Annotated in this window: 21 protein-coding genes; 15 read left to right on the top strand and 6 right to left on the bottom strand. The window is 72.3% G+C overall.

Translation table 11 applies throughout. The features are described from left to right. Positions 1-150: 150 nt before the first annotated feature. On the bottom strand, positions 151-810 hold the full coding sequence (locus tag RGI145_RS16700; protein ID WP_156878580.1) for a hypothetical protein: 660 nt from the start codon (positions 808-810) through the stop codon (positions 151-153). A gap of 38 nt (positions 811-848) precedes the next feature. Beyond that, complete coding sequence (locus RGI145_RS16695) at positions 849-1,202, bottom strand: hypothetical protein (protein WP_075799246.1); 354 nt, start codon at positions 1,200-1,202, stop codon at positions 849-851. A 266-nt stretch (positions 1,203-1,468) separates the two neighbouring features. On the opposite strand from RGI145_RS16695, the gene RGI145_RS16690 reads away from it, so the two are divergent. From RGI145_RS16690 to RGI145_RS16675, 4 genes are all read left to right on the top strand, one after another. Then, positions 1,469-2,260, top strand: a complete 792-nt coding sequence (locus tag RGI145_RS16690; protein WP_237183111.1) for a FadR/GntR family transcriptional regulator — start codon at positions 1,469-1,471, stop codon at positions 2,258-2,260. Between the two features lie 87 nt (positions 2,261-2,347). Further along, entirely contained in the window at positions 2,348-3,271 is a 924-nt protein-coding gene (gene kdgD, locus RGI145_RS16685) for a 5-dehydro-4-deoxyglucarate dehydratase (protein ID WP_075799244.1), read from the top strand. A gap of 67 nt (positions 3,272-3,338) precedes the next feature. Next, a complete protein-coding gene (locus RGI145_RS16680; RefSeq protein WP_075799243.1) occupies positions 3,339-4,250 on the top strand; it encodes a dihydrodipicolinate synthase family protein in 912 nt (303 codons plus the stop codon). 101 nt (positions 4,251-4,351) lie between these two features. Further along, positions 4,352-5,344 (top strand): Bug family tripartite tricarboxylate transporter substrate binding protein, encoded by a 993-nt coding sequence (locus RGI145_RS16675; RefSeq protein ID WP_075799242.1) that lies wholly within the window; start codon positions 4,352-4,354, stop codon positions 5,342-5,344. 76 nt (positions 5,345-5,420) lie between these two features. Here the strand turns inward: RGI145_RS16675 and RGI145_RS16670 are convergent, their stop codons facing one another. Continuing rightward, positions 5,421-6,338, bottom strand: a complete 918-nt coding sequence (locus tag RGI145_RS16670) for an EamA family transporter (protein WP_075800144.1) — start codon at positions 6,336-6,338, stop codon at positions 5,421-5,423. Between the two features lie 338 nt (positions 6,339-6,676). Between RGI145_RS16670 and RGI145_RS16665 the strand changes: the two genes are divergently transcribed. Next, positions 6,677-8,143, top strand: a complete 1,467-nt coding sequence (locus RGI145_RS16665; protein ID WP_075799241.1) for an MFS transporter — start codon at positions 6,677-6,679, stop codon at positions 8,141-8,143. A 351-nt stretch (positions 8,144-8,494) separates the two neighbouring features. Here the strand turns inward: RGI145_RS16665 and pdxR are convergent, their stop codons facing one another. Further along, a complete protein-coding gene (gene pdxR / locus RGI145_RS16660; RefSeq protein ID WP_075799240.1) occupies positions 8,495-9,991 on the bottom strand; it encodes a MocR-like pyridoxine biosynthesis transcription factor PdxR in 1,497 nt (498 codons plus the stop codon). 75 nt (positions 9,992-10,066) lie between these two features. Here pdxR and RGI145_RS16655 point away from each other — a divergent pair, with 75 nt between their 5' ends. The 10 genes from RGI145_RS16655 (at position 10,067) to rutD (ending at position 19,497) form a co-directional block, all read left to right on the top strand. Further along, complete coding sequence (locus RGI145_RS16655) at positions 10,067-10,714, top strand: FMN-binding negative transcriptional regulator (protein WP_075799239.1); 648 nt, start codon at positions 10,067-10,069, stop codon at positions 10,712-10,714. A gap of 7 nt (positions 10,715-10,721) precedes the next feature. After that, positions 10,722-11,168 (top strand): DMT family transporter, encoded by a 447-nt coding sequence (locus RGI145_RS16650; protein WP_075799238.1) that lies wholly within the window; start codon positions 10,722-10,724, stop codon positions 11,166-11,168. Between the two features lie 58 nt (positions 11,169-11,226). After that, a complete protein-coding gene (locus RGI145_RS16645) occupies positions 11,227-11,871 on the top strand; it encodes a LysE family translocator (protein WP_075799237.1) in 645 nt (214 codons plus the stop codon). 214 nt (positions 11,872-12,085) lie between these two features. After that, positions 12,086-13,834: an alkaline phosphatase gene (locus RGI145_RS16640; RefSeq protein WP_075799236.1), complete on the top strand. Its 1,749-nt coding sequence runs from the start codon at positions 12,086-12,088 to the stop codon at positions 13,832-13,834. Further along, entirely contained in the window at positions 13,824-14,273 is a 450-nt protein-coding gene (locus RGI145_RS16635) for a hypothetical protein (RefSeq protein ID WP_237183110.1), read from the top strand. Before RGI145_RS16640 ends, RGI145_RS16635 begins: the two co-directional genes overlap by 11 nt. After that, positions 14,266-14,997: an ABC transporter ATP-binding protein gene (locus RGI145_RS16630; protein ID WP_237183109.1), complete on the top strand. Its 732-nt coding sequence runs from the start codon at positions 14,266-14,268 to the stop codon at positions 14,995-14,997. Before RGI145_RS16635 ends, RGI145_RS16630 begins: the two co-directional genes overlap by 8 nt. 40 nt (positions 14,998-15,037) lie before the next feature. Beyond that, a complete protein-coding gene (locus tag RGI145_RS16625) occupies positions 15,038-16,258 on the top strand; it encodes an FtsX-like permease family protein (RefSeq protein ID WP_083670848.1) in 1,221 nt (406 codons plus the stop codon). 90 nt (positions 16,259-16,348) lie between these two features. Continuing rightward, complete coding sequence (locus RGI145_RS16620; protein WP_075799234.1) at positions 16,349-18,211, top strand: monovalent cation:proton antiporter-2 (CPA2) family protein; 1,863 nt, start codon at positions 16,349-16,351, stop codon at positions 18,209-18,211. A 93-nt stretch (positions 18,212-18,304) separates the two neighbouring features. Next, on the top strand, positions 18,305-18,697 hold the full coding sequence (gene rutC / locus RGI145_RS16615; RefSeq protein WP_075799233.1) for a pyrimidine utilization protein C: 393 nt from the start codon (positions 18,305-18,307) through the stop codon (positions 18,695-18,697). Further along, positions 18,694-19,497: a pyrimidine utilization protein D gene (gene rutD / locus RGI145_RS16610; protein ID WP_237183108.1), complete on the top strand. Its 804-nt coding sequence runs from the start codon at positions 18,694-18,696 to the stop codon at positions 19,495-19,497. The genes rutC and rutD overlap by 4 nt, the downstream gene beginning before the upstream one ends. 23 nt (positions 19,498-19,520) lie before the next feature. On the opposite strand, the gene RGI145_RS16605 is transcribed toward rutD, so the two are convergent. After that, positions 19,521-20,822 (bottom strand): AmpG family muropeptide MFS transporter, encoded by a 1,302-nt coding sequence (locus tag RGI145_RS16605; RefSeq protein ID WP_237183107.1) that lies wholly within the window; start codon positions 20,820-20,822, stop codon positions 19,521-19,523. Positions 20,823-20,890: 68 nt separating this feature from the next. Continuing rightward, on the bottom strand, positions 20,891-21,703 hold the full coding sequence (locus RGI145_RS16600; RefSeq protein WP_075799232.1) for an EcsC family protein: 813 nt from the start codon (positions 21,701-21,703) through the stop codon (positions 20,891-20,893). Between the last annotated feature and the right edge of the window lie 245 nt (positions 21,704-21,948).

Genomic DNA, 21,948 nt, shown 5'->3' with positions numbered 1-21,948 from the left:
CGGAAGCGGGCCGTTTCCGCCTGCCGAGACGGGTGCCCGGGGGGGAGACCCGGGCATGGTCCCCGGAAATGCTCCGGGGTCGGAAGGCAGTGTGTTGCGACAGGGCGGCGGGAAGAGCCGGAGCGGGCTCCACGGGCGGGCGGATCGCGCTCAGCCCTGGCCGCAGACCTGCCGCACATAGTCACGCCCGGCCTGGGTGGTCGGCGCGGCGCGGAGGCACCAGTCGGGCCGCTGGGCCGTGGCGGCCGGCACCTGGGCGCGGACCTGCTGCAGCCGGGGCTGCCCCATGGGCTGGCCGGCGGGCCGGACCGTGACGCTCTCCGGCTCCGCCGGTGCCACCATGACCGGGGCGAACCGCGCCTGCTGGGCCTGCTGCGCCTGGGCCGCCGCCAGCTTGGCCTGCTCCACGTCCCTCAGCGCCTTGGCCACGTTCGGGTCCTGCGCCAGCAGCGCCATGGCCACGTCGTCGCGCCCCATCGCATGGAAGGCGGCCGCGTTGGCGCGGCGGGAACAGCCCTCGCTCTCGCTGCCGAGCGAGGCGGTGAAGCCGCCGCCCATGAAGGCACCGCCGATCTGCGCCGCGGTGGTGCAGGGCGCCACGGACAGCGCGCCGTAGACGCTCGGCACGTTCTCGACGCCGCCCTTGTAGGTGACGGTGTTGGAGCCGCTGCTGGAGCCGGAGCCGCTGACCACGATGGCATTCGCCACCGCGCCCGCCGAGGTGCTGCTGGACTGGGTCTGGGCCGAGGCGGGAAGGGCGGCGAACGCCACCCCCACCGCCAGCACGCCCGCGCCGAGGAGGCGTGCCATCGGCACGCCCCGCCCGACCGGCGGCTTCGCCGCGCGGCTCACTGGCCCGCCCCGGCCGGCGCGAAGCCCTGGCCGCTGAAGGCGCCCTGCCAGGCACTGCCGCTGAAGTCCACGCCGCTGGCGAAGGACGAACCCGGGCCCGTGGCGCCGCCCCAGGTGGCCGAGAGGCCCTCGACGCTCGAGGTGCCGCCGCTGTTGAAGGAATAGACCTTGCCCGCGCTCTGGGAGGAGGCGCTGGTGTCGCCGATGCCCTTCGCATAGCTGCCGCCGGTCACGCCGGCGCTGCTGAACTGGCTGGATCCGGAGAAGTTCTGGGCCATGGCGATGCCCGGCATGGTCGCGGCCAGGGCGAGTGCGCTCGCCATGAGGGAGGTTTTGAGAATGGCACGCATCGGTCTGTCTCCTCGTGGCATTCCATTTCAATGCCAACGTCTCAATTTTTAATAATCACGGATGATCGTGTCAACTGGTGATTGAGATCCCACCAAGCTGTGAACGTCTTCGCAATTGCACGCGGATCGCGGCCCAGGCCCGGCGAGCTCGCCCCATCCGGCGCCAGCAGACCGCTTCGATGTCATCTGGAAGTCATATGACGGACGATCTATGCATCGTTCCTCGCACCTCTTCCCTCTGGCCCGCGCGAGGACGGAGACCGACCATGGCCCGATCCGCAGTCTCTCGATCCGATCCACGGGGCACCGCTTCCCCCGATGGCGCCTTTCTGCCCCGTTCCGTGGCGCAGCCCCGCCGTGCCAGCCTCGCCGTCCAGGTCTGCGACGATCTTTCCGGCCGGATCGAGGCGGGTGAGCTGCGCCCCGGCGACAAGCTGCCGACCGAGAAGGAGCTGATCGCCCGCTACGGCGTCAGCCGCACCGTGATCCGGGAGGCCATCTCCAGCCTTCGCGCCGCCGGACGCCTGTCGGTGGAACAGGGGCGCGGCATGTTCGTGCTCGCCTCGCCCCAGGCGCCGCACTACCGGCTGGAAGCCTCGCAGATCGATACGGCGGAGGAGATGCTGCGCCTGATCGAGGTGCGGGTCGCGCTGGAGTCGGAGGCCGCCTGGCTGGCCGCTCAGCGCCGGGGCGAGGCCCAGGCCGAGGCGCTGCTGCATGCGGCGGAACGCTTCGGCACCAACCCCGCCGATGCCGACGGCTCCGTCGCCATGGACCGGGCCTTCCACCTCCAGATCGCAGGCTGCTGCGGCAATGCCTATTTCGAGGCGCTGCTTGCCGGCCTGCCCGCGCAGCTCGTCCCGCGTTCCCGCCTGGAACTGTTCCGCGATGCCGAGGCCCGGGTGGCCTATCTCCGCATCCTGCGCATCGAGCATGTGCAGATCGCCACCGCCATCCTGCATGGCGACGGGGAGGGTGCGCGCGCCGCGATGCGCCTGCACCTGCTGAACAGCCGGGAGCGGTTGCGCGAGGCGCTCTCCGCCCTCGCTCCCGGCTGACCCCCCATCTTCCGCTTGCGTTCCGGGGGCCATATTCGTAAGACATCATACCACTATATGTTTGCACCCAAGGCGATGGAGACCGGCATGGCAGAGCATTTCACCCCGGAGGCCCTGAAGGCGAAGCTGCCCACCGGGCTCCTCTCCTTCCCGGTGACGGATTTCACCCCCTCGGGCGACCTGGACGTGGACGGCTATCGCCGCCGCCTGGAATGGCTCTCGCCCTACGGCACCGCCACCCTCTTCGCCGCGGGCGGCACGGGCGAATACTTCTCCCTCACCCCGGGTGAATTCTCCCAGGTGGTGAAGGCGGCGGTGGAAGGCGCGGCCGGACAGGTCCCCATCGTGGCCGGGGCCGGCTATGGCACCCGCACCGCCATCGAATACGCGCAGGAGGCCGGGCGTCTCGGCGCCGCCGGCATCCTGCTGATGCCGCCCTACCTCACCGAGACCTCCCAGGCCGGGCTGCGCGCCCATATCGCGGCGGTCTGCAAGGCCACCTCGCTCGGCGTCATCGTCTACAACCGCGCCAACTGCCGGCTGAAGCCCGAGACCCTGGCCGCCGTGGCCGAGGAATGCCCGAACCTGATCGGCTTCAAGGATGGCGTCGGCGACATCGAGGCGATGACCGCCGTCTACAGCGCGCTGGGCGACCGGCTGACCTATCTCGGCGGGCTGCCGACGGCCGAAGTCTATGCCGCCGCCTATCTCGCCATGGGCGTGCCGACCTATTCCTCGGCGGTGTTCAACTTCATCCCCCGCACGGCGCAGGACTTCTACACCGCCGTCACCACCGGCGACATGACGACCGTGAACCGGCTGCTGAAGGACTTCTTCTTCCCCTACCTCGCCATCCGCAACCGCCAGCCCGGCTACGCGGTCAGCATCGTCAAGGCGGGCGCCGAGATCATCGGCCGCGGCGCCGGCCCGGTGCGCTCGCCGCTCAGCGACCTGACGGCGGAGGAGAAGCAGAGCCTGCGCGCGCTGATCGAGAAGCTCGGCCCGCAATAAGGCGAGGCGGGGGAGGGCGCGGCACGGCGCTTCTCCCTCTCCCGGAAAGCGCGAAGGGAGGACAGACATGCTGAGCGGTCTCAAGGGCAGCGTCATCATCGCCCAGACCCCTTTCGACGAGCGCGGCGGGATCGACCTGCCGAGCATCGACACGCTGGCCGATTTCTACCTGCGCCACGGCGCGGATGGCTTCGTCGCGCTGGGCGTCAGCGGCGAGGGCGGCAAGCTCGACCTCGACGAATCCCGCGAGGTGGCGCGCCGCTTCGTCGCCCGCGCGCAGGGCCGCCCGGTGATCGTCGGCGTCAGCGCCCCGGGCCTCGCCCAGCTCGCGCGCCTCGCCGCCGATGCGATGGATGCCGGCGCCAGCGGCGTGATGATCGCCCCGCCCGGCGGTTTGCGCACCGAGGAGGACGTGCTCGGCTACTTCACCACGGTCTTCGAGCGCATCGGCGACATCCCCACCGTGCTGCAGGATTTCCCCGGCGCCAGCGGCACCTGGATGTCGGTGCCCACCATGCTGCGCCTGATCGAGCGCTTCCCGCAGATCCAGGTGGTGAAGGAGGAGGATCTCCCCAGCCTGGAAAAGATCACCCGCCTGCGGGAAGGCCACACGGTGGCGGGCGGCCGCCGCGTCGCCATCCTCACCGGCAACAACGGCCTCTACCTGCCGCAGGAACTGGCGCGCGGCATCGACGGCCCCATGGCCGGCTTCTCGCACCCGGAGGTCCTGTCCGGCACATACCGCCTCTTCACCGAGGGGCGGGTGGAGGAGGCACACGACCTCTTCGACCGCTACCTGCCGCTGCTGAACTACGAGGCCCAGGGCTTCTGGGGCGTCGCCGCGCGCAAGGAGGTGCTGCGCCGCCGCGGCGCCATCCGCCACGCCACCATGCGCCGTCCCGGTCCCGCGCTGACGGCGCACCACATCGCGGAGATCGACCTCCTCCTGCGCCGCCTGGCCCGCGCGCTGTCGGGCTGACCCACTGCTGCGGCATGGGGGCCGGGAGGCCGCCACGCCATCCACCTCGCCGCATCCCGCAACAGGGATGCGGTTCCGTCCGGGAAGGAAAAGACGAAACCATGCAACGCCGTGGATTGCTGCGCGCCTCGCTCCTCACCCCCATCCTGGGCGCACCGGCCCTGCTGTCCCGCGCCGCACGGGCGGAGATGGCCTGGCCGGAGCGCACCGTCACCATCGTCTCCCCCTTCGCGCCGGGCTCCTCCTCCGACATCGTGGCGCGCGCCATCGGGGTGCAGATGCAGCAGGGGATCGGCAAGCCCGTGGTGGTGGAGAACCGCCCCGGCGCCACCGGCGAGATCGGCGCCCGCTTCGTCATCCGCTCCGCCCCCGACGGCCACACGCTGATGCACGCGCCGATCAGCACCTGGGCGATCAACATCGCGCTGCGCCCCAATCTCGGCTACGACCCGGTGCGCGACTTCACCGGCCTCAGCCAGACCGTGCGCACGCCCAATGTCCTGGTGGTGAACCCGGCGCAGGTGAAGGCCGGCAACCTCGCCGAGCTCGTCGAATGGCTGAAGGCGCGCAAGGGCGCCACCTCCTATTCCACCTCCGGCGTCGGCTCCTCCGACCACCTGACCATGGAGATGTTCAAGCAGTTCACCGGCACGGAGATCTCGCACATCCCCTATGCCGGCGGCGCCCCCGCCACCACCGACCTGATCGCCGGCAACGTCCAGCTCTCCTTCCAGAATCTCGGCTCCATCCTGCCGCAGATCTGCGATGGCCGCGTGAAGCCCATCCTGATCACCAGCGAGGCGCGCTCCGCCCTCCTCCCCGAGGTGCCGACGGGCATCGAGGCCGGGCTGCAGGGCTTCACCGTCTATTCCTGGCAGGCGATCGGCGGCCCCGCCGGCATGGCGCCGGACCTCGCCAACCGCATCCACGCCGCCATCCTGGCGGCGCTGCGCCACCCCGACACCCGCCGCCGCATGGACGAGATCGGCTTCGAGGTCGTGGGCAGCACCCCGGCCGAGTTCGCCGCCTTCCAGAAGGGTGAGATCGCCCGCTGGAAGGAGGTCGTCCGCCGCGGCAACATCACGCCGGACTGAGGCAGGGAGGACCGGGCTTCCGGGCGCCGCGCCTCCAGGGGAGATCTTTCCCCCGAAGGCGCGGCGCGCCCCTCCCTCACGCCCCGACCAGCACCAGCAGCACCCCCGCCACCACCGTCATCGCCCCGATCACCTCCGAGCGGGTGAAGCTTTCCCGCAGGTAGAAGCGTCCCAGCGCCATGGTCATCAGGATCTCGACCTGCCCCACCGCCCGCACCAGCCCCAGCGGCGCCAGGGCGAAGCCGGTGAACCAGCAGGCCGAGCCCAGCGCCGAGAGCGCCCCGACCGGCGCCGCCTTTCGCCAGCCGCGGAAGACCGCCCACAGATGCTCCGGCTCGCGCCACAGCATCCAGCCGCCCTGCATCAGCGATTGCAGCGTGGTCATCACCGTCAGCGCCAGCAGCGCCCCGCGCACCGCATCCGTGCCCGCCGGCAGCGTCGCCATGGCCAGCTTGGTGAACATGCCGGTGGCGGCGAAGGCCAACCCCGCACCGAGCCCGCACAGCGCCGCCGGCTGCACCGTGGCGCGCAGCAGGTCGCGCGGCCCGCGGGCCTTGCCCGCCAGCGAGAGCACCAGCACCCCCGCCACGCTGACCAGCACGCCGAGCCAGGCCAGCGGCCGCAGCATCTCCCCCAGCACCAGCGTGCCCAGGATCGCCCCCTGCATCGCATCCGTCTTGCTGTAGGCCGTGCCGACCACGAAGTTGCGGTAGCCGAAGCTCATGATCAGCAGGTTGGTGCCGAGGATCTGCACCAGCCCACCCACCAGCGCCCAGCCGAGGAAGCTCCAGCCCGGCCGCGGCATCCCGCCGCCCAGCAGCAGCCAGTGCAGCAACAGCAGCGCCAGCGCCGTGGGCGCGCCATAGAGGAAGCGCACCAGCCCGGCGGCGTTCACCGACATCGCGCCGCGCAGCCGCTGCTGCATCGCCGTGCGCCAGGACTGGAAGAAGGCAGCCCCGAGCGTCGCCGGCAGCCAGAAGACGGAAAGGATCACGCGGATATCCAACGGCAGGGGAGGCGGGGACCGCCATCCCGGCAGGCTAGGCAAATTGCGCGCCGCCGGGCATGGGACGGGCCGGGACCCAGCCATCCGCCCGATCCGGAGCCCCACCCGCTTCGGCCGCCATGCCCATGGCCGCCCACCATGGGACGCAAGGCCCCGCCCTGTGGAATCCCCCTTTCGGACGCCGTCCCAACGGGGCGCGGAGCCGGTCCCCGGACCGCTCCCCGGATCGCTCCCCGGGAACCTTCGGCCATTTCGGCGTTTCCTATCGGGGCGGCTCATGCCAGGGAGGGCAGGGACCGCGAAGGCAAGGAGGGAGGACCGGACCGATGGAGGGACGCGCCAGCACCACCACGGCGACAAGCGGGAAGGCCAGCTTCGAGACGGACATCCCCGCGCGGCTGGACCGCCTGCCCTGGTCCCGCTTCCACTGGCTGGTGGTCGTGGCGCTCGGCATCACCTGGATCCTGGACGGGCTGGAGGTCACCCTCGTCGGCTCGCTCGGCGGCGCCATCCACAACAGCCCCGTCCTGCGCCTGACGGAAACCCAGATCGGACTCAGCGCCTCCGCCTACCTCATCGGCGCCGTCCTCGGCGCCCTCGTCTTCGGACGCCTCACCGACAGCCTGGGCCGCAAGAAGCTCTTCACCGTCACCCTGCTGGTCTACATGGCGGCTACCATCGCGACGGGCTTCTCCTGGAACTTCTGGAGCTTCGCCTTCTTCCGCTTCCTCACCGGCGCAGGCATCGGCGGCGAATACGCGGCGGTGAACTCCACCATCCAGGAACTCATCCCCGCCCGCCGCCGCGGCGTCACCGACCTCGCGGTCAACGGCACCTTCTGGGCCGGTGCCGCCTTCGGCGCCCTGGGCGCGGTGGTGCTGCTCGACCCACGCGTGATCGATCCGGAACTCGGCTGGCGCCTCGCCTTCGGCATCGGCGGCGCCCTGTCGCTCATCGTGCTCTTCCTGCGGCGCTGGATCCCCGAAAGCCCGCGCTGGCTGATGACCCATGGCCGGCCCGAGGAGGCCGAGCGCATCGTCGGCGACATCGAGGACTGGGTGCGCGGCAACCGCGGCCCCCTGCCGGCGGCGGAGCACCGCACCATCCGCCTCGTGCCCCGCACCCACACCAGCCTGCGGGAGGTCGCGGCGACCATGTTCCGCACCTATCCGGAACGCTCGGTCCTGGGCATCGTGCTGATGGCCTGCCAGGCCTTCTGCTACAACGCGATCTTCTTCACCTACGCCCTGGTGCTCACCCGCTTCTACGGCATCGAGCCCAACCATATCGGCTGGTTCATGCTGCCCTTCGCGATCGGCAACCTGATGGGCCCGCTGCTGCTCGGCCATTTCTTCGACAGCATCGGCCGCCGCCCCATGATCACCGCCACCTATGCCCTGTCCGGCATCCTGATGGCCGCCACCGGCTATGCCTTCGCCCAGGGATGGCTTTCCGCCTGGGAACAGACGGCGGCCTGGACGGTGATCTTCTTCTTCGCCTCCGCCGCTGCCTCCGCCGCCTACCTCACCGTGGGCGAGAGCTTCCCGCTGGAGATGCGCGCCATGGGCATCGCCCTCTTCTACGCCTTCGGCACCGGCATCGGCGGTGTCGCCGGCCCCGCCCTGTTCGGCGCGCTGATCGAGGGCGGCGCGCGCGAGAACATCATGTGGGGCTACATGCTGGGCGCCGCCCTGATGCTGATCGCCGCCGCCACCGAATGGAAGCTGGGCTTCGCTGCCGAGCGCCGCTCGCTGGAGGATGTGGCGAGGCCGCTGTCGCACGCGGCGGAATGAGCTGGCCGGGCGGTCTGCCGCCGCTCTCGTGGCTGGCCCCGGGGGAGGCTCCGCCTGCCCCCGGAACCCCCACCGCTGGGGGAATGGTATTCCCCCAGACCCCGCCTTGAGCTGGTGCGGGTGGCAAGGTCGGTCTCCGGTCCGGTCCTCGGGAACAGGTGGATCAGCGGGGCTCCCGAAGAAGAAAATAACCCTTTCCGCGCAGGTGGCGGCCACAGCCGCCGGAGAGCATGGCTCTCCGGCGCGATCCAGCGTCAGCAGGAACCAACGAACGGGGTCCAGGGCGCGTAGCGTCCTGGTGGAGTGGGGGTTTGGGGGCGAGGCGACGCCTTGCCCCCAAGGGCGCCACCGTCACAGACCGCCCGCACCCTTTCCGGTATCGAAGCGCCCCAGCACGTCCCGCAGCATCCGCACGCCTCGCTCGATGGCGGGCTCGTCGAGGCTGGCATAGCCCATCACCAGCCCCGCCATGCCGGGGCGGCTGGCGGGGGAGGGCGCGTAGAGCGGCGTGACGGGATAGAGGCCCAGCCCCACCGCGCGGGCCTGGGCGACGAGGGCGTCCTCCGCCGCCGCCGGCACCTGGTGGAGCCAGGCCACGAGATGCAGCCCGGCCTCGGCGCCCACCACGCTCACCGCGTCGCCCAGATGGTCCGACAGGGCCGCCAGCAGGGCGGCGCGGCGCTCGCCGTTGCGGCGGCGGACACGGCGCACATGGCGCTCATAGGCGCCGCTCGCGATCAGCCCGGCCAGCGCCTCCTGCTCCAGCCCGGGCGAATGCCGGTCCGTCAGCCGCTTCGCCCGGGCGAAGACCGCCGAGAGCGATGCGGGAAGCACGAGATAGCCGAGGCGCAGCGTGGGCGAGAGCGTCTTGGAAACCGTGCCGAGATAGATCACCCGCCCCGCCTCATCCAGCGCCTGCAGGGGCGGGACGGGTGCGATGTCGAAGCGGTACTCGCTGTCATAGTCGTCCTCGACGACATGGGCGCCGCAGCGCCCGGCCCAGTCGAGGAGCTCCCACCGCCGCCCGGCCGGCATGACGCCACCGAGCGGAAACTGGTGCGAGGGCGTGACATAGGCCAGCCGCGCCCCGGGCAGCGCCTCCGTTGCCATGCCATCCCGGTCCACGGCGGCGGGGATCACCTCCGCGCCCGCCGCCAGGAAGACCTGGCGCGCGAGACCGTAGCCGGGATTCTCCATGACGGCGTGGTCCCCTGGGTCGAGCAGCAGCCGCGCGCAAAGGTCCAGGCCCTGCTGCGAGCCGTTCACCACCACGATCTGGTCCGGCTCGCAGCGCAGCCCCCGCGCCCGCCAGAGATAGCCCCGCAGGGCATCGCGGAGAGCCGGGGAGCCGCGCGGATCGCCGTAGCGGAGGCGCTGGGGGCGGCGCAGCAGGGCCGCTCCCAGTGCCCTGCGCCAGGCAAGGCGCGGGAAATCGGCGGCGGCGAGATCGCCATAGCGGAAATCCGCGATCAGCCGGTTGCCTTCCCACAGGGGCGGCAGATCGAACTCCGCCAGCCTGCGGCCATAGGCCGACAGGCTTCCGGAACCCATGGAAGCAGGCCGGGGCGGTTCCGGCGCGACAGGCGTCTGGCCGAGCCGTGGCGCGACCCGCGTCCGCGCGCCCTGCCGCGCCTCCAGATAGCCTTCCGCGATCAACTGGTCATAGGCCGCCGTCACCGTCGTGCGCGACACACCCCATTCCGCGGCCAGGGCGCGGGTGGAGGGCAGGGGCGCGCCGGGGCCGAGCAGGCCCGAGGCGATCCGCTCCCTGATCGACGCGCAGATCCGCCGGGCGACCCCGTCCCGGGGCTGTGCCTTCGCCCCCATGTCGGCCAACTGGCCCTCCATATCCACTGGAAACTGGACGTTCCTTCTGGGCCAGTGCGGGGGCATGGTCCAGCCCGATCGATGAGGCCCCCGCCGATGTATGTCCCGCCCGCCTTCCGCGACGATGACCTGACCGCCCTGCACGCGACGATTCGGGAGGCCCGCTTAGCCAACCTGGTCACGGCCACGGCGGAAGGGCTGATCGCCACGCCGCTCCCGCTCTTCCTCGCGCCGGAGGAAGGCCCCTATGGCACGCTCTACGGCCACCTGGCCCGCGCCAACCCGCAATGGAGGCTGCCGCCGGCGGGCGAAGCCATGGCCCTGTTCGCGGGGCCGGACGCCTATGTCAGCCCCTCCTGGTATCCCTCCAAGCAGGAGCACGGGAAGGTCGTGCCCACCTGGAACTACGTCGCCGTCCACGCCTATGGCCCGGCCGAGTTCTTCGAGGATGCGAACCGGCTGCTCGACGTCGTCACGCGGCTGACCGCGCTGCACGAGGCGTCCCGCGCGGCATCGGGGGCCGAACCGGGTGCCAGGCCCTGGGCCGTGGCCGACGCGCCGGAGGACTTCATCCGCGCCCAGCTCAAGGGCATCGTCGGCCTGCGCCTGCCGATCGCGCGGATCGACGGCAAGCGGAAGATGAGCCAGAACCGCAGCGCCGGGGACCGGGCGGGCGTCGCCGCCGGTCTCGCGGCCAGCGACCGCCCCTCCGACCGCGCCGTCGCGGCGCTGATCCCGGGCTGAGGGGAACATGTCGGGCCTGGCCCTGCCCATCTTCCTCGCCATCGCGGCGGGGGTGAGCATCGTCGTCCAGCAGGTGCTGAACAGCAACCTGCGGGCATCGCTGAACTCGGCCGCCTGGTCGGGCTTCGTGAGCTATCTCGTGGGCGTCGCCTGCATGGCGCTGCTCGCGCTCGCCCTGCGTGATCCTCTCCCTTCGGCCGCCACCGCCGCCCGCATCCCCTGGTGGGCCTGGAGCGGCGGGCTGTTCGGCGCGATCTTCATCGGGCTCTCCATCCTGCTGGTGCCGCAGATCGGGGCCGCGACCTTCCTCGCGCTCCTCGTCACGGGCCAGATGCTCGCCTCCGTGGCCTTCGACCATTTCGGATGGCTCGGCCTCGCTCAGCGCCCGATCGACGCGACGCGCCTGATCGGCGTCGCGCTGCTGATCGCGGGCGTCGTCCTGATCCGGCGCTGACACCGGCGGCCCGGCGCCGGATGGATCAACCCCCCCCCCCATGGGGCCTCACACAGCCATGCCCGACCTGCCCCAGCTCGCCCTGTACCTCGCCGCGGCGCTGCTGCTCGCCATCACGCCCGGCCCGGGCCTCTTCTACGTCGCCGCCCGCACGCTCGCCGGTGGCCGGGCGGAAGGCGTGGCCTCCAGCCTCGGCACCGGGCTGGGCGGCATGGTCCATGTCCTGGCGGGCGGGCTGGGCGTGTCCGCCATCGTGCTGGCGAGCGCGGAGTTCTTCACCGCACTCAAGCTCGCCGGTGCCGCCTATCTCGTCTGGATCGGCCTCCGCACCTTCCGCTCCGCCCGCCGGGAGGCCCTGGCGTCCCCGGGGGGCGATGCCACCCCGCCGGCCGGGCCGTGGCGGGCCTTCCGCGAGGGCGTGCTGGTCGAGGCGCTGAACCCGAAGACGGCGGCCTTCTTCCTGGCCCTCGTCCCGCAGTTCGTGAACCCCGGAGGCCGGGTGGCATTCCAGTTCGTGGCGCTCGGCTTCGCGTCGGTCGCGCTCAACACCCTGGCCGATGTCGCCGTCGCCTTCGCGGCGGGCGGCATCCGCGACGGCGCGGCGGCACGCCCGGTTCTGGTCCGCCGGCTGCGGGAGGCATCGGGCGGCGCGATGATCGCCCTCGGCATCGGTCTCGCGCTGGTGCGACGGCCCGCTCCCTGAAGCCGGTCCCGCCAACCGCCTGAGCCCCGCTCCCGCTCCGCACCGGCGGGGAAGGGCGCGTGGATGGCACGCTCGCCCAGCCCCGGGCCTCGCGCCGTGGCTGCCCGCGTGGCCCGCCTTTATGAAATTTCTTTGTCAGCCTTCCGGGGCCACCGATCGCCCGTATCGTCCCGGGCCGGAAACCGCGATTCGAGCGGCCGAGCAAAGGTAGAACATGGTTGGGATCTGGAAGACCGGGCTGCTCTGCCTGGCAGCCGTCGCGGGAATGGCGGGCGTGAGGGGCGCGCAGGCCCAGACCATCTATCCGATCGACCGGGCGGAGATCCTGGCCGGCAGCCGCTTCGACCTGAAGGTCGAGTTCCCCGGGGTGGTGGCGCAGGACAAGCTGCGCGTCACCATCAACGGGCGCGACGTCCAGTCGGTGCTGGGCCGCGCGCCGGAATACATCGAGCGCGAGGACGGCAAGGCGGCCTCCAGCGTCCTGCTGCGGGATGCGAGCCTCGCCACTCCCGGCGTCTACACCGCGGCCGCCACCGACGGCACCCAGACCGCCAGCGTCACCTGGCAGGTCTATGCCGGCAGCGGGCGCCAGGCCCGCAACGTCATCCTCTTCGTCGGCGACGGCATGACAGTCGCCAACGTGACCGCCGCGCGCATCCTCTCCCGCGGCATCCGGGAAGGCCGCTACGACGGCCGCCTGACCATCGACAACTTCCCCGCCATGGCCACGATCGGCACCTCCGGCGTGGACAGCATCGCGACGGACAGCGCCAACTCGGCCGCCGCCTACAACACCGGCCACAAGTCGGCGGTGAACGCGCTGAACGTCTATCCCAGCCGCGCCGCCGACACGCTGGCCCATCCGCGGGTGGAGACGCTTTCCAGCATCGTGCAGCGCAGCCGCGGCATGTCCGTGGGCGTGGTGACGAACACGGAAATCCAGGACGCCACCCCGGCCGCGGTCTTCGCCCATACCCGCCGCCGCTCCGACTACATCCCCATCACCGACCAGATGCTCGACAGCGGCGTGGACGTGCTGATGGGCGGCGGCTCCGCCTCTCTCCTGCCGCGCTCGGTCGCCGGCTCGCGCCGGTCGGACGAACGCAATGTGCTCGATTCCTTCCGCCAGCAGGGCTACGCCTTCGCCGAGACGGCGGGCGGCCTGGCCGAGATCGCGGCGAAGCCGGAGACCCGCCGCCTGCTCGGCCTGTTCAACCTGGGCAACATGGACGGCGCCCTCGATCGCCGCCAACTGCACCGCGGCACCACCCAGCGCTTCCCCGAGCAGCCGGACCTGACCGAGCAGGTGCGCGCCGCGCTCCAGGTGCTCTCCCGCAACCCGGCCGGCTTCTACCTGATGGTGGAGAGCGGGCTGATCGACAAGGCGAACCACCCGCTGGACTGGGAGCGGGCGGTGTTCGACACGATCATGCTGGACAACGCGGTGAAGGTCGCGCGCGACTGGGCGGTGGAGCGCAACGACACGCTGATCGTCGTGGTGCCGGACCACACCCACGGCATGTCGATCATGGGCACGGTGGACGACAACAAGCCCGGCCCGCTGATGCGCGACAAGGTCGGCGTCTATCAGGATGCGGGCTTCCCGAACTACCCCCCGCCGGATGCCGACCACTATCCGACCCGGATCGACGTCAGCCGCCGCCTGGCCGTCTTCTACAGCGCCACGCCGGACTACTGCGAGACCTTCCGCCCCAGCCTGGACGGCCAGCGCGTACCGGCGGTGAAGAAGGGCGACATCTACGTCGCCAACGAGAAGCTTTGCGAGCAGCCGGGCGCGCAGCGGCGCGAGGGCGTCCTGCCGCGCACCGCCGATACCGGCGTGCACGCGGTGGATGACGGCATCCTCCGTGCCTGGGGCCCGGGCAGCGAGCGCTTCCACGGCTTCGTGGACAACACCTACGTCTTCCGCGGCATGGCCGAGGCGCTGGGGCTTGGCCAGTAGCCACATGATCGGCCGGCGCGCCCTGTTCGGCGCGCCGGCCCTCCTTCTGCCGGGTGCCGCCCATGCGGCGCCGGAGCGGATCGGCTTCGACGAGCTCTACGGCACATGGAGCGTCACCGGCCTGCGCTTCTCCGACAAGGTGCAGCGCCTCGCCGGCCAGCTCGTCTCCATGCGCGGCTACATGGCCCCGCCGCTTTCCGCCGAGGCGATCTTCTTCGTCCTGACGCGCGAACCGATGTCGATCTGTCCCTTCTGCTCCTCCGACGCGGAATGGCCCCCCGACATCCTGGTGGTCTACCTGCGCCGCCGTGCCCTGCCGCTCGATCCCTCGGAACGGATCGAGGTGACGGGCCGGCTGGAAACCGGCTCCTGGACCGATCCGGAATCCGGCTTCGTCAGCCAGCTCCGCCTGCGCGACGCGGAATTCGCCCGTGCCTGAAAGCCTGCCCGACCGCCTCGCCGCTCCCGCCGCCCGCCCCGCCGCCGCAAGCGCGCTGTCCGTGCGCGGGCTGGTGCTGGGCGTGGCCGAGCGCGGCGCGGCGCCGCGGCGGCTGCTGGAGATCCCCGCCCTGGACCTGCCGGCCGGGGCCAGCCTGGGCATCGCCGGCCCGTCGGGGTCCGGCAAGACCACCCTGCTGCACGCCCTGACCGGCATCGCCCTGCCGCTCGCCGGCCGCATCGCCTGGGGCGGGACGGATCTGACCGCCCTGCCGCCCGCCGGCCGCGACGCCTGGCGGCGGCGCCATGTCGGCATGGTCTTCCAGGAATTCCACCTGATCGACGGGCTGGACGCGCTGGGCAACGTGCTGCTGCCCGTCCGCTTCACCCGCTGGGCCCCCACGGCAGAGGAGGCCGCGGCCGCCGAGGCGCTGCTCCACCGGCTGGGCCTGCCCGCCGGGCACCGGCCCGTCGCCGCGCTCAGCCGGGGGGAGCGGCAGCGTGTCGCCCTGGCCCGCGCCCTGCTCGGCCGCCCCGCGGTGCTGGTCGCCGACGAGCCCACTGCCAGCCTGGACGATGCCGCCGCCGCCACGGTCGCCACGCTGCTGCTGGACCTGGCGGCGGAGGCAGGCGCCACCCTGCTGGTCGCCAGCCACGACCCGCGCCTGCTGGACCGGCTGGAACGGCGCGGCCGGATCGAGGGCGGGGCCCTCCTCCTCCCGTGACGGACCGCACCTCCGATGAATCGCGCGCGGTGAAGCGGCCATGATGAATCCCTGGCCCGTCGCCCTGGCGTCGCTGCGCCGCCGGCCCTGGACGGCGGCCGCGCTCTCCCTGCTGGTCGCCCTTTCCGTCGCGCTGGGCGTGGCGGTGGGGGCGGTGGAACGCGGCGTGCAGGCCGGCTCCATCCGTGCCGTCTCCGGCTTCGACCTGATCGTCGGCGCCCCGGGCAGCCCGACGCAGCTTGTCCTCGCCGCCGTCTTCCTGCGCCCCGACGCCGTCCCGCTGATGCCCGGCACGGTGCTGCGGCGCCTCCAGGCGGAGAAGGGCATCGCCTGGTTCTCGCCGATCGGCTTCGGCGACAACTGGCGCGGCAACCCCGTCGTGGGCGTCACCGGGCCCTTCGTCACCCGCGGCGGGCGCCGCCCCCTGGCCGAGGGCCGGCTCTTCGCCGAACATTTCGAGGCGGTGGTGGGCGCCGCCGTGCCGCTGCGCTCCGGCGAGGAATTCACCCCCGGCCATGGCCGCCATGTCGATCCGGACGAGGCGGAGGGGCATGGCCACGAGCACAGCCACTACCGGGTGGTCGGCCGGTTGCCGCCGCAGGGCAATGCCTGGGACCGCGCCATCCTGGTGCCGGTCGAGAGCGTCTGGGAACTGCACGGCCTCGGCAACGGCCATGGCGAGGACCCGGCGGCGGAGGAGAAGCTGGGCACTCCCTGGACCGATCCGCCCGGCGTGCCGGCGGTCGTGGTCGCCCCGGTGGGGGTGGCCGATGCCTACCGCCTGCGCTCCGCCCTGCGCGGGCCGGACAGCACGGCGGTCTTCCCGGCGGAGGTCCTGGTGCCGCTGCTGCGCGTGCTGGGCGATGTGCGCGACCTGATGGGCGGGATGGCCTGGGCCTCCACGGTGCTGGTGCTGCTGGCGGTGTTCCTCTCGCTCTCCGCCCTGCTGGCCACGCGGCGGCGGGATTTCGCCACGCTGCGGGCGATCGGCGCGCCACCCCTCTATGTGCTGGCCACCGTCTGGGTGGAGATGGGCGTGATCCTCTGCGCCGGGGCGATCGCCGGGCTGGGGCTGGGCCTGGGCCTCGCCTTCCTGCTCGCCCGGCTGGCCGCGCCCGACCTGTCCTTCAGCCTGGGCATCCGCCCGGGCTGGGAGGACCTGTTGCTGCCGGGCGTGGCCGGGGCCCTCGGCCTGCTCGCCGCCCTGCTGCCCGCCTTCGCCACCAGCCGCCGACCGGTCGAGGCCGACCTGCGCCACTGACCTGCGGATGGCGGCTTCCGCCACCGCCCTGGCCGCCACCGCCCCCGAACGCCTAAGCTCCGCCCCGCACCGGCAGGAAAGGGCGCGCGGATGGCGGCGGAAGAAGGCTACGTCACGGATCTCGCCCCGGTCGTGATCCTGCTCGGGGCGGCGGTGGTGGCGGTCCCCGTCTTCCGCCGCCTGGGCCTGGGCTCCGTGCTCGGCTACCTCGCCGCCGGCCTCGCCATCGGCCCCTTCGGCCTGCGCCTGGTCGCGGAACCGGGCGCCGTGCTGCACATCGCCGAACTCGGCGTGGTCATGTTCCTCTTCATCATCGGGTTGGAGATGCAGCCCTCCCGCCTCTGGAGCCTGCGGCGGGAGATCTTCGGCCTCGGCGTCGCCCAGGTCTGCGCCTGCGGCGCCGTGCTCACCGCCATCCTCTGGCTGGCCGGCTTCGCGCCCGCCGTGGCCTTCGTGGCCGCCATGGGCTTCGTCCTGTCCTCCACCGCCATCGCCATGCAGGTGCTGGAGGAGAAGGGCGAGGTCTCCACCCCCGCCGGGCAGCGCATCGTCTCCATCCTGTTGCTGGAGGACCTGGCCATCGTGCCGCTCCTCGCCCTGGTCGCGATCCTCGCCCCGGGGCACGAGGCGGAAGGCTCGCGCTGGGTCTCCATCGGCCTCGCCCTGCTCTCGCTCGCCGCCCTGGTCGCCGCCGGCCGCTGGCTGCTCAACCCGATGTTCGCCCTGCTCGCCCGCGCCGGGGCGCGAGAAGTGATGACCGCCGCCGCCCTGCTCGTCGTCCTCGGCGCCGCGCTGGCCATGGAGCTCGGCGGCCTTTCCATGGCCATGGGCGCCTTCCTGGCCGGCGTGCTGCTCTCGGAATCCACCTTCCGCCACCAGCTCGAAACGGACATCGAGCCCTTCCGCGGCATCCTGCTCGGCCTCTTCTTCATGGGCGTCGGCATGAGCCTCGACCTCGGCGTGCTGCGCAGCGACGGGCTGCTGATCCTGTCCGGCGTGGTGCTGCTGATGCTGGCCAAGTCCGCCATGGTCTTCCTCGTTGCCCGCCTCTTCGGCGCCGGGACGCGGGAGGCCGTGCGCCGCGCCGCCGTGCTCGCCCAGGGCGGCGAGTTCGCCTTCGTCCTCTACGCCGCCGCCGGCGGCGCCGGGCTGGTCGATGCCCGCACCGGTGCCATGCTCACCGCCACGGTCATCATCTCCATGGCGCTCACCCCGCTCGCCGTGCTGCTGGCGGAGAGATGGCCGGACCGCGCCGCGCCCTCGATGGAGGGCATCGAGCGTGCCGAATCCCTGCATGGCGACGCCCTGATCATCGGCTTCGGCCGCTTCGGCCAGATGGCCAGCCAGGCCCTGCTGGCGCGCGGCTTCACCGTCTCCACCATCGAGACCGATGTGGAGATGATCCGCGCCGCCGCCCGCTTCGGCTTCCAGGTCTATTACGGCGACGGCACCCGCCTCGACGTGCTGCGCACCTCCGGCGCCGGCCGTGCCCGCGCCATCCTGGTCTGCACCGCCGACCGCGCCACCACCGACCGCATCGTCACCCTGGCGCAGGAGGAATTCCCGCAGGCGAAGCTCTATGTCCGCGCCTATGACCGCGGCCATACGCTGGATCTCATCAAGCGCGACGTGGCCTTCGAGGTCCGCGAGACCTTCCACGGCGCCCTCGCCATGGGCCATGCCGCGCTGGAGGGGCTCGACGTGCCGGAGGAGGAGGCCGCCGAGATCACCGACGAGGTCCGTCGCCGCGACCGCCAGCGCCTGGACATCCAGCTCTGCGACGGGCTGTTCGCGGGGCGGGAGCTGATGTACGGCAACCGCCCCGTCCCTGGCCCGCTCACCCCGCCGCGCCGCGCCGGCCAGGCCCTCAACCCCGAGGCCGAGGCCGCCATGCGCGCCGCCGAGGACGCGCGTGCGGCGGAGGATACGGAGGAGGCCCGGACCGGACGCTGAACCCGGCCGGGCCCATCCCCGCGCTGCCCGTGGCATGCGGCTTGCCAAGCATCCTTCGCCCGATCGGCCATCCGGAACGAGGAAGCCCGCCCCATGCCCATCAAATCCGTCGTCCCCGCCGGGTCCGGCAAGCCGCTGGCGCCCTATTCCCCCGGCGCCATGGCCCATGGCGTGCTCTACGTCTCCGGCACGCTGCCCTTCGACAAGGACAACAACGTGGTCCATGTCGGCGACGCCGCCGCCCAGGCGCGCCATGTGCTGGAAACCATCAAGGGCGTGGTCGAGGCCGCCGGCGGCACCATGGCCGACATCGCCATGAACCACATCTTCCTCACCGACTGGGCGAATTACGGCGCCATCAATGCCGTCTATGCGGAATACTTCCCCGGCGACAAACCCGCCCGCTACTGCGTCCAGTGCGGGCTGGTGAAGCCCGACGCGCTGGTGGAGATCGCCAGCGTGGCCCATATCGGCCACCCCGCGTGACCACACCCCGTCACGAGATCATCTACGAGATCGCCTACGAGATCACGGGCAGGCCCGGCGCGGAGGCCGTGGTCCTTTCCGCCGGCCTCGGCGGCCTCGCCAGCTTCTGGGCGCCGCAGCGCGCCGCGCTGGAGGAGCATTTCCAGGTCGTCGCCTTCGACCAGCGCGGCACCGGCCGCAACGCCGGGCCCCTGCCGGATGCCTACGCCATCGCCGACATGGCCGATGACGTGGCGCGGGTCCTCGACGCCGCCGGCATCGCCCGCGCCCATGTCCTGGGCCATGCCCTGGGCGGCCTCGTCGGCCTCGAACTCGCCCGCCGCCATCCCGCGCGCCTCGGCCGCCTCGTCGCCGTCAATGCCTGGGCGAAGGCCGAGCCGCACACCGAACGCTGCTTCGACATCCGCCTCGGCATCCTCGAAGCCCAGGGCCCCGCCGCCTATGTCGCGGCCCAGCCCCTCTTCCTGCACACCGCCCCCTACATGGCGGACCATGCCGACAAGCTGGACGCCGAGATCGCCCGGGGCGTCGCGGGCTTCCAGGGCGAACACAACCTCCGCCGCCGCATCGCCGCCCTCCGCGCCTTCGACGCGCGCGCCGACCTGCCCGGCATCGCCGCGCCCACCCTGGTCGCCGCCTCCCGCGACGACCTGCTGGTGCCCTGGACCGCCTCCCGCCGCCTCGCCGAAGCCCTGCCCGATGCCCGGCTCTGGCTCGCGGAACACGGCGGCCACGCCTTCACCGTGGAACAGCCGGAGCCCTTCAACCGGGTGCTGCTGGATTTCCTGCTCGCGGGCTGACGGCATCCAGCGGGGCCGCCGCGCTATTCCGCCGCTTCCGCCACCGCGACCTTCGGCGCCGGTGGCAGGCGCCGCAGCAGATAGAGCATCAGCACCATGGCCGGCAGCGCGGCCAGGGTGGTCATGATGAAGAAATTCTCCCAGCCCAGCCGCGCGGCGAGCCAGCCGGAGGAGCCGCCGATCGTGTGCAGCGGCAGGGCCGCCAGCGAGGACAGCAGGGCATACTGGGTCGCGGTGAAGGAGCGCCGGGTCAGGCTGCCGAGATAGGTGAGGAAGGCCGCGTCGGCGAGGCCGCCGGTCACGTTCTCCACCCCCACCTGCAGCCACAGCATCCCCATGTCGTGCCCGGCCCGCGCCAGCGCGACATACATCAGGTTCGACAGCATCTGCCCCAGCCCGGTGATCACCAGCGCCTTCGCCACGCCGATGCGCCGGATCAGCCAGCCGCCCGCCAGCGCGCCCAGCAGCGTCGCGAAGAGGCCGAAGACCGAGGAGACCTGCGCCACGTCGAGGCGCGAGAAGCCGAGCTCCCGGTAGAAGGGCGTGGTCATCACATGCGCCAGCGCCTCGCCCAGCTTGTAGAGCGAGACGAAGCCCAGGATCGCCGGCCAGGCCGGCCGCCGCATGAAGTCCAGGAACGGGTCCACCATCCCCGCGCGCATCCGCCCGGCCCAGTGCAGCGCCCGCGGGGCCGCTTCCACCGGGCGCGGCGCGAAGGCGGTGGCGACGAAGCCCACCATCAGGATCAGCGCGGCGCACATCGCATAGGCCCCCGCCCAGCCCGCGAAGCCCACCGTGGCCAGCGCCCCGGCCCCCGCCACCAGCAGCGCGCCGCGATAGCCCCAGACATAGCAGGCGAGGCCATAGCCCTGCTGCGTCTCCTCCAGCACCTCGATGCGGTAGGCGTCGATGACGATGTCCTGGGAGGCGGACAGGAAGGCCACCAGCACCGCGAGCCCGGCCATCCAGCCCGGATGCGCCACCGGGTCGGTCAGCCCCACCCCCATGATGGCCAGCGCCAGCAGCGGCTGGATCGTCCCCAGCCAGCCCCGGCGCTGCCCCCAGCGGCGGAACAGCGGCGGCGCCCCCTGGTCCAGCAGCGGCGACCACAGGAACTTCAGCGAATAGGACAGGCCGATCAGTGCCGTCAGCCCGATGGCGGTCAGGTCCACCTGCGCCTCGGCCATCCACTGGCGAAGGACGAAGGCGGTCAGCGGAAAGGGCAGCCCGGCGGAAAAGCCGAGCGCCAGCATGACGAGGAAGCGGCGGTCGATGATCTTCACCGCCCCAGCCTGCCCCAACCCGCCCGCCGCTGGAAGCGCCACGCCGCCCCATCCATCGAGGGCCGCTCAGGCCAGGCCGGGGGGTATCCGCCCCGGCGCGCCGTCCGCCCTCAGGCCGCCATGCGCGCGTCCCGCAGGGCCTCATAGGCCTCCCGCACCGTGGAGGGCCCATGCGCCCGTTCCAGCCGCCGCACGGTGAAATGCGCCCGCGCCACGTTCCGGAAATGCTCCAGGAAGGACAGGTTGATCGCCGCCCCGGCCGCCGCCCCCAGCACCGGCACGGCCTGGGCCGAGAGCTTCAGACCCACCGCGGCGGCGAAGCGCCCGGCGATCCGCGCCAGGAAGCCCGGCATCACCGCCGCGCCCAGGTTGGTCACCGCGTTCGGCAGCACCTGCGCCAGGGCGATGCGCGCGGCGAAATAGCTGCTCTGGGTCGGGTCCTCGTCCAGATCCTCGCTGCCCAGGGCGAAGACCTTCAGGCACTCCGCCTGCACCATCGGGTCGGTGAGGTCCTCGCCCTGCTCCGCCGCCTCGGAGGCGATCTGGCGCAGCAGGATGGTGGTGGTGACCGGCAGTTCCGTCAGCGTCCCCGCCAGGCCGAAGGCCCCGCCCGCCACGCCGGAGGCGGCCGCCAGCCCGCGATGCAGCCAGTCGGGCGTCAGCCCGTGCGGCGCCCGCCCGGGCTTCGAGCGCAGCGCCGCCTTCCAGGCAGCCTCGATCGCCCGCCGCACGGCGCCGTCCACGCCCGATTGCACGAAATCCGGCAGCCGGCGCTTCAGCGCGGAAATGGGGGTGCCCGCCATCGCCGCCATGCGGGCGGCGAGGGAGGGGTTCTCCAGGATCCGCACGGCCCCGGCCAGTTCGGCGCGGGCCTCGAGGGTGAGCGGCGCGGCGGTGAGGGCGGTGGAAGGGGATGTGTTCATCTCGACAGGCAAATGGCCCTGGCGCCCCCCGGTTTCAGCAGGCCCCGCGCGCAAAGCCCGGTTTTCGCATCCTGCCCCGGCGCGCCCGTGTCCTGCCGGTCACGCCGTCCCACCGTTCCGCCTCCGCACCCGCGCCGCCTTGCTCCCCCCGTGCCATCCGGCACGCCTTGTTGATGCCGCGATCCCGGCCCATGGGGAGGAGGATGGGCGCCGAGGGGGAGCGAGTCGTCGCCTGTGGGATGTGG

Origin of the sequence: Roseomonas gilardii (genome assembly GCF_001941945.1) — a bacterium.
In the GTDB taxonomy this organism is placed as follows: domain Bacteria; phylum Pseudomonadota; class Alphaproteobacteria; order Acetobacterales; family Acetobacteraceae; genus Roseomonas.
This window is presented reverse-complemented; position numbering and strand designations above follow the sequence as displayed.

Bases quoted from the DNA above. Each gene is read 5' to 3' on its own strand.
- RGI145_RS16700 (WP_156878580.1), bottom strand. From the start codon at position 810: ATGGCACGCCTCCTCGGCGCGGGCGTGCTGGCGGTGGGGGTGGCGTTC.
- RGI145_RS16695 (WP_075799246.1), bottom strand. From the start codon at position 1,202: ATGCGTGCCATTCTCAAAACCTCCCTCATGGCGAGCGCACTCGCCCTG.
- RGI145_RS16690 (WP_237183111.1), top strand. From the start codon at position 1,469: ATGGCCCGATCCGCAGTCTCTCGATCCGATCCACGGGGCACCGCTTCC.
- kdgD (WP_075799244.1), top strand. From the start codon at position 2,348: ATGGCAGAGCATTTCACCCCGGAGGCCCTGAAGGCGAAGCTGCCCACC.
- RGI145_RS16680 (WP_075799243.1), top strand. From the start codon at position 3,339: ATGCTGAGCGGTCTCAAGGGCAGCGTCATCATCGCCCAGACCCCTTTC.
- RGI145_RS16675 (WP_075799242.1), top strand. From the start codon at position 4,352: ATGCAACGCCGTGGATTGCTGCGCGCCTCGCTCCTCACCCCCATCCTG.
- RGI145_RS16665 (WP_075799241.1), top strand. From the start codon at position 6,677: ATGGAGGGACGCGCCAGCACCACCACGGCGACAAGCGGGAAGGCCAGC.
- pdxR (WP_075799240.1), bottom strand. From the start codon at position 9,991: ATGGAGGGCCAGTTGGCCGACATGGGGGCGAAGGCACAGCCCCGGGAC.
- RGI145_RS16655 (WP_075799239.1), top strand. From the start codon at position 10,067: ATGTATGTCCCGCCCGCCTTCCGCGACGATGACCTGACCGCCCTGCAC.
- RGI145_RS16650 (WP_075799238.1), top strand. From the start codon at position 10,722: ATGTCGGGCCTGGCCCTGCCCATCTTCCTCGCCATCGCGGCGGGGGTG.
- RGI145_RS16645 (WP_075799237.1), top strand. From the start codon at position 11,227: ATGCCCGACCTGCCCCAGCTCGCCCTGTACCTCGCCGCGGCGCTGCTG.
- RGI145_RS16640 (WP_075799236.1), top strand. From the start codon at position 12,086: ATGGTTGGGATCTGGAAGACCGGGCTGCTCTGCCTGGCAGCCGTCGCG.
- RGI145_RS16625 (WP_083670848.1), top strand. From the start codon at position 15,038: ATGATGAATCCCTGGCCCGTCGCCCTGGCGTCGCTGCGCCGCCGGCCC.
- RGI145_RS16620 (WP_075799234.1), top strand. From the start codon at position 16,349: ATGGCGGCGGAAGAAGGCTACGTCACGGATCTCGCCCCGGTCGTGATC.
- rutC (WP_075799233.1), top strand. From the start codon at position 18,305: ATGCCCATCAAATCCGTCGTCCCCGCCGGGTCCGGCAAGCCGCTGGCG.
- RGI145_RS16600 (WP_075799232.1), bottom strand. From the start codon at position 21,703: ATGAACACATCCCCTTCCACCGCCCTCACCGCCGCGCCGCTCACCCTC.